This is a genomic window from Rathayibacter rubneri, from assembly GCF_023743255.1.
In the GTDB taxonomy this organism is placed as follows: Bacteria; Actinomycetota; Actinomycetes; order Actinomycetales; family Microbacteriaceae; genus Rathayibacter; species Rathayibacter rubneri.
The window spans coordinates 1-12,969 of the sequence record NZ_JAMRYM010000047.1 but is presented as its reverse complement, the minus strand read 5'-3'; the positions used below and the strand labels follow the sequence as shown (position 1 = coordinate 12,969).

Genomic DNA, 12,969 nt, shown 5'->3' with positions numbered 1-12,969 from the left:
GGCGCATCGAGCACCGCGGCGCGACCAGGATCCCCTGCAGATCGCGCGCGCGTCCCTTCCGACCGTCGGCTCGGAGCCGGGCCGGCCGCCCTCCCCCGCGCACGCAGAAGGGGCCCGGTCCGAAGACCGAGCCCCTCCCGATGTCACGACCGGGGTCGCGTCACCGTGGTGCTGCTACTCGAGCGAGCCGTCGACGGTCTCCTCGAACGAGGTGACGTTGCCGGCGGAGTACTTGTAGATCGACACCGAGGCCTCGCTCGGGTCGCCGTTCTCGTCGAACGAGATCGGGCCGGAGAGACCGTTGTAGTCGATGTCCTCGTCGTCGGCGAGCAGGGCCGCGCAGTCGGCGTAGGTGGTGCACTCCGTGCCCTCCTTCGAGACCGACTCGAGGTTGTCGCGGATCGTCGCGCCGTCCGTCGCTCCACCCTGCAGCGCCGCGAGGGCGAGCAGGACGGTGGCGTCGTAGGACTCGGGAGCGTAGCTGAACACCGTCAGCGGGTCGTTGCCCTGCTCCTCGACGAGGGCCTGGAGGTTCGACTGGAAGTCCTCCGACGCCTGGACGCCCGGGTTGGTGAACTGGGCGCCGGCGATGTCGACGTTCGTGTCCGACTCGCCGATGACGCCGTAGTTGCCGTCCGTGCCGTAGAGCTTCGAGAAGTCGAAGCCCTTCGCCGCGAGCTGCTCCGCGATCGTCTTGATCTCGTCGAACGAGATCACGACGAGCGCGTCGGGGTTCGGGGCGAGGACCGTGGTCAGAGCGGAGTTGAAGTCCGTCGAGGCGGGCTCGAAGATCTCCTCCGCGGCGACGGTGGCTCCGCCGGCCTCGAGGGTCTCCTTGATGTTCTTCTCGAGACCCGTGCCGTACGCGTCGTTCATGTACAGGATCGAGACGTTGGTCTTGCCGTCGCCCAGGATCTTGTTGCCGAGGATGCGTCCCTGGAGCACGTCCGAGGGAGCGGTGCGCCAGTAGTAGCCGTCGTCCTCGTACGTGGTGAAGTCGGGCGAGGTGTTGGCCGGCGAGACCTGCACGACGCCCGCCTGGGTCACCTGGTCGATGAAGGTCTTCGACACGCCGGACGACGCCGCGCCGATGATGGCGGAGACGCCGTCGGCGATCAGCGAGGTGGCGGACTGCGTCGCGATGTCGGTCGACGTGTCGCCCGAGTCCTTCGGCTCGACCTCGATCGAGAGACCGGCAGCGGCCTCGTTGATGTCGGCGACCGCGAGGTCGACACCGGCGAACTCGGGCGGGCCGAGGACGGCCAGCGTTCCGGTCTGCGGCAGGATCGCGCCGATCTTGAGGGACAGGTCGCCCGATGCGCCGCTGTCCGTGCCCGCGTCGGACTCGCCGCCGCTGGCGCAGCCGGCGAGGACGAGTGCGCTGGCACCCAGAATGGCGACACCGCCGAGGGTTGCCCGGAGGGACCGTGCGCGAGCCGAACCGGCCTTCGCGTAAACGCCCATGTTGCTCCTTGAGAGTGATTGTCGTCAGAGCGGTGCCGGAGGCAACCGCTCGGCAAACGTAACCTCCGAGGAGGCCGTGAACAATACAAGGGTGTTACGAATGGATTTCGCGACCTGATCGTTACTTCCGGTCGCAGCAACCGCTCTCAACGACGTATTCCGTCGTTCACGCCACCGGACGGCGCCTCCGCCGCTCCGCCGCGACGAGGTCGACTGAGAAGATCGCCAGGGCCGCCCAGACCAGCCCGAAGCCGAGCCAGCGCTCCGGCGGCATCTCCTCGCCCAGCACGAACGCACCGACGAGGAACTGCAGGAACGGCGTCAGGTACTGGATGAATCCGACGATCGAGAGCGGGAGACGGCGCGCCGCGCCCGCGAACAGCAGCAGGGGCACGGCGGTCACGATGCCCGCCGACGCGAGGATCAGCGCGTGCCCGGTCCCCTCCGTGCCGAAGGTCAGCCCGACCAGCGAGCCGACCACGGCCAGCTGCACGATCGCGAGCGGAGTCAGCCACAGCGTCTCGAGCGTCAGCCCGGCGACGGCGTCGATCCGGCCCCCGACCCGGCTCTTCACGAGCCCGTAGAAGCCGAACGAGAAGGCGAGCGCGAGCGAGACCCACGGGAACGCTCCGTAGCCGACGGCGATGACCAGCACGGCCACGGCGCTGATCGCCATCGCGATCCACTGGGCCGGGCGGAGGCGCTCCCGCAGCACGAGGACACCCAGCAGGACCGTGACGAGCGGGTTCATGAAGTAGCCCAGCGCCGCCTCGATCACGTGGCCGGTGGTCGTCGCGATGACGTACACCTGCCAGTTGACGTAGATCAGGACGCCCGCGAGCGCCATGACGCCCAGGAGCCGCGGCTCGCGGAAGAGTCCGAGGAAGCCGGCCCAGCTGCGGGTCACGGTCAGCAGGATCAGGCAGAAGACGAGCGAGAAGAGGACCCGGAACGCGACGATCTCGAACGGCGACGCCGGCGCCATCGCGATGAAGTAGAGCGGCATGGCGCCCCACAGGAGGTACGCGCCGAAGCCGAACCAGAGCCCGGTCGACGAGAGACCGCCTCCGTTCCCCCTGGCCTCCGGCAACGCCTCGACGCCCTCGCCCGCGGCCGCGTCGGCGGCGGTCGCCCGGGTGCTCGCAGCGGTCTGGTCGGAGGGGGTGCGAGAGGCGGACACCCCTCCGATGCTACGCACGGCCGCGGCGGCGGGAAGGCGCGGAACGGTCATCCGGGGCTCCGATCAGGCCACCGGTCCGAAGGGGGACCGGCCGGGGACGACGAAGGGCCCGGCGACCGAGGTCGCCGGGCCCTTCGTCGTGATGCGTCCTAGCGGACGACGACCGCGAGGACGTCGCGCGCCGAGAGGACCAGCAGGTCCTCGCCCGAGAACTTGACCTCGGTTCCGCCGTACTTGGAGTAGATGACCTTGTCACCCACGGCGACGTCCAGGGGGACGCGGTTGCCGTTGTCGTCGATGCGGCCGGGGCCCACGGCGACGACTTCACCCTCCTGCGGCTTCTCCTTGGCGGTGTCGGGGATGACGAGACCGGAAGCGGTCACCTGCTCCGCCTCGACCTGCTTGATGACGATGCGATCTTCGAGCGGCTTGATGGACACCGACACGGTTGACCTCTTTCTTGACGACGATGTGGCGGAGCGCGGTTCTGGCACACACGCTCCGAGAGTGCTAGATCCACTGTAGAGGCTGTGCTGGCACTCGTGCAATCAGAGTGCCAAGCCGGACGGCGCGGGCGGTCGGAGCGAGTGGCCTAGCATGGCGGGATGCACCGCGACGAGCTGGTCGAGCTCCTCTCCCCCGAGGGGCTCCGGCTCCTCGACTCCCTCGACGGGTACCGCTCGGACGACCTCGTGCGCGCGGTCGCGGCGCTCCGCTCCGCCGGTCACTCGCCCGCACTGGTCTCGGCGGTCCTCACCCAGTCGCGCCTGCGCGAGAAGGCGCGCGGCAAGTTCGGCGAGTTCGCGCGCTCGATGCTCTTCACCGACGCGGGCCTCGAGCAGGCCACGCGGCTCCGGGTCGCCGCCCTGCACGCGGGCCGCTACGCCGCCGCCGGAGCGACGAGGATCGCCGACCTCGGCAGCGGCATCGGCGGCGACGCCCTCGCCCTCGCCGCGATCGACCTCGACGTGACGGCCGTCGACGCGGACGAGGTCACCGCCACCCTGGCCAGCTTCAACCTCGCCCCGTTCCCCTCGGCGCGCGCCGTGCACGGCGACGCCGAGACCTTCGACCTCGAGGGCTACGACGCCGTCTACCTCGACCCGGCGCGGCGCACCGCCGGTCACCGCGAGACGGCGCGCCTGGACGACCCCGACGACTACTCCCCCTCGCTCGCCTTCGCCTTCGGCCTCGCCGAGCGCCTGCCCGTCGGCGTCAAGGTGGGTCCCGGCTTCGATCGCGAGCGGATCCCGCGCGACGCGGAGGCCCAGTGGGTGTCGGTGGACGGCGATCTGGTCGAGACCGGCCTCTGGTTCGGCGCGCTCGCGCGCCCGGGCGTCCGCCGCTCCGCACTGCTCCTCGGCGCCCACGGTGCGGCCGAGCTGACCGCGGCCGCGGACTCCGACGACGAGGAGGTCGGCGACCTCGGCGCCTACGTGCACGAGCCCGACGGCTCCGCGATCCGCGCGCGCCTCCTCGGCGAGCTGGCCCGCTCGAGCGGCTCCCGGATGCTCTCCCCCGGCATCGCCTACCTCACCGGCGACGAGCCCGCCGCCTCGCCGTTCCTGCGCAGCTTCCGCGTGCTGGCCGAGCTGCCGCTCGACGAGCGGACCCTGGCGAAGGAGCTGCGCGGACGCGGGATCGGCGTGCTCGAGATCAAGAAGCGCGGGGTCGACGTCGATCCGGCGCGGTTCCGCAAGAAGCTCGGGCTGTCCGGCCGGGGCAGCGCGGTGCTCATCCTGACGCGCGTGCAGGGCCGCCACCGCGCGCTGCTGGCCGAGCGCGCGGCCTGAGCGCCTGCTCTCAGGAGCTCGCCGCCGCGATCGCCACGACCAGGACGACCACGGTGACCGCGAGGTAGATCAGCGAGACGACGACGCCGGCGACACCGGTGATGATCGCCGCGAGAGCGAAGCCGCGGGCGCCGGGCTCGCGTCGCCGACCGAGGACGCCGAGCACCACGGCGGGCGCCGAGAGGATGAACCCGAATCCCCACGCGAACACCGAGATCACCAGGCCGGCGATGCCGAGGACCATGCCGACGAGGCTGAGCGTCTTCGGGGCGGCGGGAGGAGGGGGCGCGTACGCGTACGCAGGCGGGCGGAGCGAGGGCGACCCGTAGTCCGGGGCGTCCGAGGGGCCCGGAGCCGGCGGGACGCCGTAGGCGGGTCCGGGGCTCGAGAAGGACGGCGGCGCCGACGGCGCGGGCGGGACGGGGACGGTTCCTGGACGCTCCTCGGAGCCGGGCGCGGCGCTGTCGCTCATGGCGCCGAGTCTATCCAGCACCCGTCGGAGTCCTCAGGCCGGCAGGTAGCCGTCGGAGCGCAGACCGCCGACGAAGGCGGTGTAGGCGAGGAACGCGACGACGGCCAGGACCACGACCAGGTAGCCCAGCACGAACCCGGCGATCGCGAGGCCACGACCGCGCTGCCCCGCGCGCCGGGCCTGGGCGAGGCCCACGTGCCCGAGGACGATCGCCGCGGGCGCGAGACCGAGGATCCCGCAGAGCAGCGCGGCGACCGCGAGCCCGTTGAGCGGCGGCCGCAGAGCAGGAGCCCCGGGGAGACCGGGTCGCGGATCCGCGGAGCCCGTCGGCGGCGGGTAGGCCGCCGACGGTGCTCCCGTGGGAGGGGCGAACGGCGGAGGGGGTGCCGGGTTCCCGGCGACCGCCCCGGCGGACTCGTCGTTCACGTGCTCTCCCCTCGCGCGGCTTCGTCCAGCCTAGGGTCCCCCGGGGGACCGGTCGGCGTCAGTACTCCGACATCGGGACGGTCGCGAGCGCGGCGAAGAAGAGGACTCCGACGATGACTCCGAGGATCAGGGCGGCGAAGCCGATGACGATCGCGGCGATCGCGAGGCCGCGTCCCTTCTCCCCCGTGCGCTTGATCTGCGACAGGGCGATGAAGCCGAGGACGATTCCGACGACGGAGACGAAGAACGAGGCGATGAAGCCGATGATCGCCAGGATGTTGTAGCGATCGGTGGTCGGCGTGTACGGAGTGGTCATGGGATCCCCCTTGATCAGGAACGGCAGGAGAGGCCAGCGTGGCAGGGCGCCGAGCACGCTGTCAAAAGGCTGAGCGCCGCTTGCAGAGCGCCGGATCCGCGACTATTGGACCTGGATCTCGGTGACGGGCAGGGTCGAGTCGGCACTGAAGTCCAGGCTCGAGGGCGCGCGACCGGCCTGGATGAGCTGCGCGGCGAGCGCCGCGATCATCGCCCCGTTGTCGGTGCACAGCGAGAGCGCCGGGATGCGCAGCTGGATCCCCGCCGCGTCGCAGCGCTCCTGCGCGAGGGCGCGGACGCGGGCGTTTGCGACGACTCCGCCGCCCAGGAGGAGCCGCGGCACGTCCCGATCGCGGCACGCCGCGATCGCCTTCGTCAGCAGCACGTCGGCGACCGCCTCGCGGAAGCTCGCCGCGACATCCGCGACCGGCACCTCCTCGCCGGCGTCCTGCCGCTTCTCCACCCAGCGGGCCACGGCGGTCTTCAGCCCCGAGAACGAGAAGTCGTAGCGGTGGCGCTCGAGGTCCTTCGGCAGGCTGAGCCCGCGGGGGAAGCGGATGGCGCGCGGATCGCCGAGAGCGGCGACCCGGTCGATCTGCGGACCGCCCGGATAGGGCAGGCCGAGCACGCGAGCGACCTTGTCGAACGCCTCCCCCGCCGCGTCGTCGATGGTCTCGCCCAGCAGCTCGACGTCCGACACAAGATCGCGCACGTGCAGGAGCGACGTGTGACCGCCCGAGACGAGCAGGGCGATCGTGGGCACCTCGACCGGGCTGCCCTCGCTGCCGTCGGCCCGCAGCACGTCGGCCCCGACGTGGCCGACCAGGTGGTTCACGGCGTACAGGGGCTTCTGGAGCGCGACGGCGAGCGCCTTCGCGGCCCCCACGCCGACCATCAGCGCGCCGGACAGGCCCGGGCCGCTCGTGACGGCGATCGCGTCGAGGTCCTCGAGGGCGACGCCGGCCTCGGCGAGGGCCGTGCGGAGGGTCGGCTCGAGCGCCTCGAGGTGCGCGCGCGCGGCGACCTCCGGCACCACTCCGCCGTAGCGCGCGTGCTCGTCCATCGACGAGGCGATGGTGTTGGCGAGCAGCGTGGTGCCGCGGACGATGCCGATCCCGGTCTCGTCGCAGCTGGTCTCGATCCCGAGGACGAGCGGTCCGGCGCTCATGCGGTCTCCTCCGACGCCCGCGCGAGTGGGGCGCGCATCACGATCGCGTCCACTCCGTCGGGCTGGTAGTAGGCGGGGCGGACCCCGATCCCGTCGAAGCCCTCCGATCGGTAGAGGGTCTGGGCCCCGGGGTTGTCGGCGCGGACCTCGAGGAACACTTCGCGGGCGCCGCGCTCGCGCGCCTCGGCCAGCAGGGCGCGCAACAGGCGCCGCCCGAGTCCGCGGCGTCGGGCGGAGGCGAGGACCGCGATCGTCTGCACGTCCCCCTCGTGGGCGCCGCGCGGGCAGAGCAGTCCGGCGTACCCCGTGACGACGCCGTCGTCCTCCGCGACGAGGTAGTGCGTGTGGGCGCTGCGGATCTCCTCCGCCATCATCGTGCGCGACCAGGCGTCGCTCGTGAACTCCGATTCCTCGATCGCCATGATCGCGTCGAGGTCCGCCGGCACGGCCTCGCGCAGCTGCGCGCTCACGCCGTCACCCGCTTGGGCCCGGCCGACAGCGTCACATCGGGCGAGCGGAGGTAGAGGGGCGCGTCGGCGGCAGACGGTCGGCCTGCCGCGCGGCCGAGCGCGGCGACGGCCCCCAGGGCGGCGGCCGACACGGAGGGGGCCTCGAGCCGGGGGAGCTCGGGGAAGGGCAGTGAGCCGGGCTTGTCCAGTCCCGGGCCGTCGACGCGCACGGGGAGCCCCTGCTCGTCGAGGCCGGCGTAGGCGCTCCAGTAGAGCTCGCGGCGGCGCGCGTCGGTGACGACCAGGAACCCGGGCTCCCGCCCCTCCCGCAGCGCCGCCAGGGCGAGGGCGTCGTGCGACACGACCGGCAGTGCGGGGACGCCGCGGCCGAACGCGAAGGCGCGCGCGGCGGCGATCCCGACCCGCAGGCCCGTGAACGGTCCGGGACCCATGCCGACGGCGACGGCCCCGATGTCGGCGCCGGTCGCGCCGGCCGCCGCCAGGGACTCCTGGATCAGGCGGCCGACGACCTCGGCGTGCCGCATGGTGTCGGCCTCCGAGCGCTCGGCGAGGAGGGCGCCGCGGTCGTCGACGACGGCGACGGAGGTTCCGGAGGAGGTGTCGATCGCGAGCAGCACCCTGACAGGGTACCCGCGCGGCTCAGACCCAGCGGGTGCCGCGGAAGCGGACCGTCCGCGGCTCGATCGGCTCCTCGCCCTCCGCGGCGTCGGAGCCCGCGGTCGGGCGCTCGATGACGATGTCGAGCCACGACTCCGCGACTCCGTCGAGCAGCCCCGCACCCCACTCCACGACGACGACGGAGTGCTCGAGATCGAGGTCGAGGTCGTCCAGCTCGACCGCGGAGCCCACCCGGTAGGCGTCGACGTGCACGAGCGGCGGGCCGTCGTGCAGGGGCGGATGCGTGCGCGCGATCACGAAGGTCGGGCTCGTCACGGGGCCGCGGACGTCCAGGCCCTCCCCCAGGCCCCGCGTGAACGTGGTCTTGCCCGCGCCGAGCGGCCCGGTGAGCACCAGCAGGTCGCCGGCGCGGAGCGAGCGGCCGAGCCGGCGGCCGAGCTCCTCCATCGCCTCCGGATCCGCGACCTCCACGGTGAGGTCGGCGAACCGGGCGCGGTCGGCGGACCGGGCGGGCTCAGCCACGGTCGCCGCCGAGGACCCGGCGCTGCACGCGCCCGCCGATCCGGGTCACGAGCTCGTAGTTGATCGTGCCGCACCAGCGCGCCCACTCGTCGACCGAGGGGACGCCGGTCGTCGGGTCGCCCCACAGGGTGACGGCGTCGCCGGCCTCGACCGGGGTGTCGCCCACGTCGACGACGAACTGGTCCATGGCCACCCGACCGGCGATGCGGTGGCGACGTCCGCGGATGTGGACCTCGGCGACTCCGGAGGCGCTGCGCGGGATGCCGTCGGCGTAGCCGAACGGGATGAGCGCGAGCCCGGTCGCGGCTCCGGCACGGTAGGTGTAGTCGTAGCTGACGCCGACGCCCTCGCCGACGCGCCGGACGCCCGCCACGCGCCCCTGCAGCGTCATCGCCGGAACGAGGCCGAGCTCGAGCGAGGTCTCGTCGTCGAAGGGCGAGAGGCCGTACGCCCCGATGCCGACGCGGACCATGTCGCGCCGAGCCTCCGGGATCCGCAGCGCGCCGGCGGACGCCGCGAGATGCACGAGGGGTGCCGCCACGCCGCGCTCGCGCAGCAGCGCCTCTCCGCGGGCCAGGACCCCGAGCTGGGCGAGGTCGTCCTCGCGCGACGTGTTCGAGAGGTGCGAGAAGACCCCCGTCAGATGCAGGACGCCGCGCGCGGTGTGCCGCGCCAGGGCCTCGGCGAGCTCGGGCCACTCCTGCTCCGGAGCGCCGTTGCGGCTGAGACCGGTGTCGAGCTTCAGCTGCACCGCCGCGCGCGCCCCGCGGTCCTCGGCGGCCTGGGCGAGCGCGTCGAGCTGGGCGAGCGAGGAGACGCCGACGTCGATGCCGTGCTCGACCGCCGCGTCGAAGTCCTCGCCGGGGTCGTGCAGCCAGCAGAGCAGCGGAGCGAGGACCCCCGCCTCGCGCAGGGCGACCGCCTCGCGCAGGTCCGCCGTGCCGAGCGCGTCGGCCCCACCCGCGAGCGCCGCCTGCGCGGCCGCGAGAGCGCCGTGCCCGTAGGCGTTGGCCTTGACGACCACCATCACGCGACGAGCACCGGTCAGCTCCCGCATCCGCGCCACGTTCCGCGCGATCGCGTCGGCGTCGATCAGCGCCTCGCGGAACGACAGCGGCGCGGTCACGACTCGGCCACCACGAACGCGCAGGCGACGCCGGCGTCGTGCGTCATCGACAGGTGGATCCGCGCGATGCCCCGCGCGTCCGCCGCCGCCCGCGCCGCACCGTGCAGAGCGAAGGACGGGTTCCCGTGCTCGTCGCGCTCGACGACCATGTCGTGCCAGCGCGCACCCGCCGAGTCCCCCAGCGCCTTGATGAGCGCCTCCTTCGCCGCGAAGCGCCCGGCGAGGGAGGCGACCGGGAGACCGCGTTCGCTCTCGGCGAACAGGCGATCGCGGAGGCGCGGCGTGCGGTCGATCGCCCGCGTGAAGCGGGCGAGGTCCACGACGTCCACGCCGATCCCCACGATCACGACGGGGTCACTCGACCGTGACCGACTTGGCGAGATTGCGCGGCTGGTCGACGTCCAGGCCCTTCGCCGTCGCGAGCTCCATCGCGAACATCTGCAGCGGGGTGACCGCGAGCAGGGGCTCGAACAGGGGGTCGGCGAGCGGGATCGGCACGACCTCGTCGGCGATCTGGATGGCGGCGGTGTCGCCCTGCTCCGCGATCGCGATGACGCGGGCACCGCGCGCCTTGATCTCCTGGATGTTCGAGATCACCTTGCGCTGCAGCTCGTACGACTCGCTCGGGCTCGGCACGATCACGAAGACGACCTGGCCGGGCTCGATCAGCGCGATCGGGCCGTGCTTGAGCTCGCCGGCGGCGAAGCCCTCGGCGTGGATGTACGCCAGCTCCTTGAGCTTGAGCGCGCCCTCGAGGGCGACCGGGTAGCCGACGTGGCGCCCGAGGAAGAGCACGGCGCGGGTGTCGGCCATCCAGCCGGCCAGCTGCGCGATGTCGTCGGAGGCGTCGAGGACCTTCGACAGCTTCTCGGGGATCGCCTGGAGCTCGGCGGCCTGCGAGGCGATGAGCTCGGCGGAGGAGGCCCCCCGCACTGCGGCGAGGTGCAGTCCGAAGAGGTAGAGGGCCGCGATCTGCGCGACGAAGGCCTTGGTCGAGGCGACCGCCACCTCCGGGCCCGCGTGCGTGTAGAGCACCGCGTCGGACTCGCGCGGGATGGTCGCGCCCTGCGTGTTGCAGACCGAGAGCGTCTTCGCGCCGTGCTCACGGGCGTACTTGACCGCCATCAGGGTGTCCATCGTCTCGCCGGACTGGCTGATCGAGACGACGAGCGTGCGCGGGCTGAGGACCGGGTCGCGGTAGCGGAACTCGTGGCTCAGCTCGACCTCGACGGGGACCCGCGCCCACTTCTCGATGGCGTACTTGGCGACCATCCCCGAGTAGGCGGCGGTGCCGCAGCCGATGATCGTGATCCGGTCGATGTCCGTGAGGATCGGGTCCAGGCCCTCGAGCTCGGGGAGCGTCACGACGCCCTCGTGGATGCGTCCGCGGAGCGTGTTGGCGACGGCCTCGGGACCCTCGGTGATCTCCTTCGCCATGAAGCTCGACCAGCCGCCCTTCTCGGAGGCGGAGGCGTCCCAGGCGATCTCGAACGGCTCGGTCTCGACGGGCGCGCCGAAGAAGTCGGTGACGGTGACGAGATCCGGGGTGATCGTGACGATCTGGTCCTGCCCGATCGCGACCGCGCGACGCGTGAACTCGACGAACGCCGCGACGTCCGAGCCCAGGAAGTTCTCGCCGTCGCCCAGGCCGATCACGAGCGGGGAGTTGCGGCGGGCGCCGACGACGACGCCCGGCTGGTCCTGGTGCAGGGCGAGGAGGGTGAAGGCGCCCTCGAGCCGGGCGACGATCGCCTGGAAGGAGAGCACCAGGTCGCCGGTGCGGCGGTACTCGCGCGCGATGAGGTGCGCGGCGACCTCGGTGTCGGTCTCGCTCTCGAAGACGACGCCCTCGGCGGCGAGCTCCTCCTTGAGCGGCTGGAAGTTCTCGATGATGCCGTTGTGGATGACGGCGAGCTTGCCGTCGTCCGCGAGGTGCGGGTGGGCGTTGCGGTCGGTCGGCCCGCCGTGGGTCGCCCACCGCGTGTGGCCGATGCCGGTCGTGCCCTGCGCCAGCGGGTTCGCCTCGAGGTCCTCCACCAGGACGCTGAGCTTGCCCGAGCGCTTGCGGCTGTCGACCACCCCGTCCGCGTCGATGACGGCCACTCCCGCGGAGTCGTATCCGCGGTACTCCAGACGCTTCAGGCCCCCGAGCAGCACGGCCAGGCTGTCACGCGCGCCGACGTATCCCACGATTCCACACATGGGCTCGATCCTAACCGCGCCGGAGGCCCCGATCGCCGCGACCGGGCCGCTGCACCGCCGGCCGCTAGGATCGGTGCCTATGCCGTCGTCAGCTCGCGAACCCGGCCGCGAGGCGCAGCCCTCGCCGTTCGTCGAGATCGTCCGCTCCGACTGGGCCGAGCTGGCCCGGTCCACGGAGCTCCCGCTGACCGAGACCGAGGTCGTGCAGCTGCGCGGGCTGGGCGACCGCCTGAGCCTCACCGAGGTGGCGGAGGTGTACCTGCCGCTCTCGCGTCTGCTCGCGCTGTACGCCGCCGGCTCACGCCATCTGCACCGCGCGACGAGCACCTTCCTCGGCGAGCGGGCGCAGCCCACCCCCTTCGTCATCGGAGTCGCCGGCTCCGTCGCGGTGGGCAAGTCCACGATCGCGCGGCTGCTGCGCGAGCTGCTCGCCCGCTGGGAGGACACTCCCCGCGTGGAGCTGGTGACCACCGACGGCTTCCTGCTGCCCAACGCCGAGCTCGAGCGGCGCGGGCTGATGAGCCGGAAGGGCTTCCCCGAGTCCTACGACCGCCGTGCCCTGCTCCGCTTCGTGTCGGAGGTGAAGGGCGGCGCCGCGGAGGTGCGCGCACCCTTCTACTCGCACCTCTCGTACGACATCGTGCCCGACGCCGAGATCGTCGTGCGCCGGCCCGACGTGCTGATCGTCGAGGGGCTGAACGTGCTGCAGCCGCCCGTCCCCGGCCACGGCCTCGCCGTCAGCGACCTCTTCGACTTCACCGTCTACGTCGATGCGCGCACAGGCGACATCGCCCGCTGGTACGAGGAGCGCTTCCTCGCGCTGCAGCAGGGGGCGTTCGCCAATCCGAACTCCTACTTCCACCGCTACTCGACGCTCACGCCGGACGAGGCCCGCGAGCGCGCCCGCAGCATCTGGGACGCGATCAACGAGCCCAACCTGGTGCAGAACGTGCGCCCCACGCGCAGCCGCGCCAGCCTGGTCCTGCGCAAGCAGTCGGACCACGCGGTGTCGTCGGTGCTCCTCCGCAAGATCTGACGGGACCGCGAGGCGGCGACGGGTCGCGAGCGCAGGGAGCCTGCAGCGCCGCCGCTGGGGACGGTGGAGAGCGGACTCCTGGGGGCGCGGGTCTCGATACGCCCCTCCGGGGCTACTCGACCAGCAGATGGGTCGAGAGGTCCCATCGGCGCCCCTCGGCCAGCAGGCGGGTGGCCT

At 72.6% G+C, this 12,969-nt stretch carries 15 protein-coding genes; 2 read left to right on the top strand and 13 right to left on the bottom strand.

Going from position 1 to position 12,969, the window contains the following annotated elements:
• Nucleotides 1-174: 174 nt before the first annotated feature.
• From NB037_RS11565 to groES, 3 genes are all read right to left on the bottom strand, one after another.
• On the bottom strand, nucleotides 175-1,464 hold the full coding sequence (locus NB037_RS11565; protein WP_251945904.1) for an ABC transporter substrate-binding protein: 1,290 nt from the start codon (nucleotides 1,462-1,464) through the stop codon (nucleotides 175-177).
• Between the two features lie 166 nt (nucleotides 1,465-1,630).
• Nucleotides 1,631-2,644 carry an EamA family transporter RarD gene (gene rarD / locus NB037_RS11560; protein ID WP_372490743.1) on the bottom strand — a complete coding sequence of 338 codons (1,014 nt, stop codon included), beginning with the start codon at nucleotides 2,642-2,644 and terminating at the stop codon, nucleotides 1,631-1,633.
• Between the two features lie 149 nt (nucleotides 2,645-2,793).
• A complete protein-coding gene (gene groES, locus NB037_RS11555; RefSeq protein ID WP_055787236.1) occupies nucleotides 2,794-3,090 on the bottom strand; it encodes a co-chaperone GroES in 297 nt (98 codons plus the stop codon).
• 159 nt (nucleotides 3,091-3,249) lie between these two features.
• Between groES and NB037_RS11550 the strand changes: the two genes are divergently transcribed.
• On the top strand, nucleotides 3,250-4,437 hold the full coding sequence (locus tag NB037_RS11550; protein ID WP_251945902.1) for a class I SAM-dependent methyltransferase: 1,188 nt from the start codon (nucleotides 3,250-3,252) through the stop codon (nucleotides 4,435-4,437).
• Between the two features lie 10 nt (nucleotides 4,438-4,447).
• Here the strand turns inward: NB037_RS11550 and NB037_RS11545 are convergent, their stop codons facing one another.
• The 10 genes from NB037_RS11545 to glmS form a co-directional block, all read right to left on the bottom strand.
• Nucleotides 4,448-4,909 carry a DUF4190 domain-containing protein gene (locus NB037_RS11545; RefSeq protein WP_251945900.1) on the bottom strand — a complete coding sequence of 154 codons (462 nt, stop codon included), beginning with the start codon at nucleotides 4,907-4,909 and terminating at the stop codon, nucleotides 4,448-4,450.
• A 33-nt stretch (nucleotides 4,910-4,942) separates the two neighbouring features.
• Nucleotides 4,943-5,335, bottom strand: coding sequence for a DUF4190 domain-containing protein (locus NB037_RS19905; RefSeq protein ID WP_251945898.1), 393 nt, complete (start codon nucleotides 5,333-5,335; stop codon nucleotides 4,943-4,945).
• 58 nt (nucleotides 5,336-5,393) lie between these two features.
• A complete protein-coding gene (locus NB037_RS11535) occupies nucleotides 5,394-5,651 on the bottom strand; it encodes a DUF4190 domain-containing protein (protein ID WP_207403148.1) in 258 nt (85 codons plus the stop codon).
• 102 nt (nucleotides 5,652-5,753) lie between these two features.
• Nucleotides 5,754-6,818 (bottom strand): tRNA (adenosine(37)-N6)-threonylcarbamoyltransferase complex transferase subunit TsaD, encoded by a 1,065-nt coding sequence (gene tsaD / locus NB037_RS11530; protein ID WP_251945895.1) that lies wholly within the window; start codon nucleotides 6,816-6,818, stop codon nucleotides 5,754-5,756.
• Nucleotides 6,815-7,288 (bottom strand): ribosomal protein S18-alanine N-acetyltransferase, encoded by a 474-nt coding sequence (gene rimI / locus NB037_RS11525; protein ID WP_251945892.1) that lies wholly within the window; start codon nucleotides 7,286-7,288, stop codon nucleotides 6,815-6,817. Before rimI ends, tsaD begins: the two co-directional genes overlap by 4 nt.
• The gene (tsaB, locus tag NB037_RS11520; RefSeq protein ID WP_251945889.1) at nucleotides 7,285-7,905 is read right to left on the bottom strand and encodes a tRNA (adenosine(37)-N6)-threonylcarbamoyltransferase complex dimerization subunit type 1 TsaB; all 621 of its coding nucleotides are present in this window, start codon (nucleotides 7,903-7,905) and stop codon (nucleotides 7,285-7,287) included. The genes rimI and tsaB overlap by 4 nt, the downstream gene beginning before the upstream one ends.
• A gap of 22 nt (nucleotides 7,906-7,927) precedes the next feature.
• Nucleotides 7,928-8,353 (bottom strand): tRNA (adenosine(37)-N6)-threonylcarbamoyltransferase complex ATPase subunit type 1 TsaE, encoded by a 426-nt coding sequence (gene tsaE / locus NB037_RS11515; protein WP_251945922.1) that lies wholly within the window; start codon nucleotides 8,351-8,353, stop codon nucleotides 7,928-7,930.
• Nucleotides 8,354-8,420: 67 nt separating this feature from the next.
• Entirely contained in the window at nucleotides 8,421-9,554 is a 1,134-nt protein-coding gene (alr, locus tag NB037_RS11510; protein ID WP_251945886.1) for an alanine racemase, read from the bottom strand.
• Nucleotides 9,551-9,901, bottom strand: a complete 351-nt coding sequence (locus NB037_RS11505) for a holo-ACP synthase (RefSeq protein ID WP_251945884.1) — start codon at nucleotides 9,899-9,901, stop codon at nucleotides 9,551-9,553. Before NB037_RS11505 ends, alr begins: the two co-directional genes overlap by 4 nt.
• A gap of 7 nt (nucleotides 9,902-9,908) precedes the next feature.
• On the bottom strand, nucleotides 9,909-11,756 hold the full coding sequence (gene glmS, locus NB037_RS11500) for a glutamine--fructose-6-phosphate transaminase (isomerizing) (protein ID WP_251945882.1): 1,848 nt from the start codon (nucleotides 11,754-11,756) through the stop codon (nucleotides 9,909-9,911).
• A 79-nt stretch (nucleotides 11,757-11,835) separates the two neighbouring features.
• Between glmS and coaA the strand changes: the two genes are divergently transcribed.
• A complete protein-coding gene (coaA, locus tag NB037_RS11495) occupies nucleotides 11,836-12,792 on the top strand; it encodes a type I pantothenate kinase (protein WP_251945879.1) in 957 nt (318 codons plus the stop codon).
• The last annotated feature ends 177 nt before the right edge of the window (nucleotides 12,793-12,969 follow it).

Coding starts and splice junctions, on each gene's coding strand:
- NB037_RS11565 (WP_251945904.1), bottom strand. CDS start 1,464: ATGGGCGTTTACGCGAAGGCCGGTTCGGCTCGCGCACGGTCCCTCCGG.
- NB037_RS11550 (WP_251945902.1), top strand. CDS start 3,250: ATGCACCGCGACGAGCTGGTCGAGCTCCTCTCCCCCGAGGGGCTCCGG.
- NB037_RS11545 (WP_251945900.1), bottom strand. CDS start 4,909: ATGAGCGACAGCGCCGCGCCCGGCTCCGAGGAGCGTCCAGGAACCGTC.
- NB037_RS11535 (WP_207403148.1), bottom strand. CDS start 5,651: ATGACCACTCCGTACACGCCGACCACCGATCGCTACAACATCCTGGCG.
- tsaD (WP_251945895.1), bottom strand. CDS start 6,818: ATGAGCGCCGGACCGCTCGTCCTCGGGATCGAGACCAGCTGCGACGAG.
- tsaE (WP_251945922.1), bottom strand. CDS start 8,353: ATGGAGGAGCTCGGCCGCCGGCTCGGCCGCTCGCTCCGCGCCGGCGAC.
- glmS (WP_251945882.1), bottom strand. CDS start 11,756: ATGTGTGGAATCGTGGGATACGTCGGCGCGCGTGACAGCCTGGCCGTG.
- coaA (WP_251945879.1), top strand. CDS start 11,836: ATGCCGTCGTCAGCTCGCGAACCCGGCCGCGAGGCGCAGCCCTCGCCG.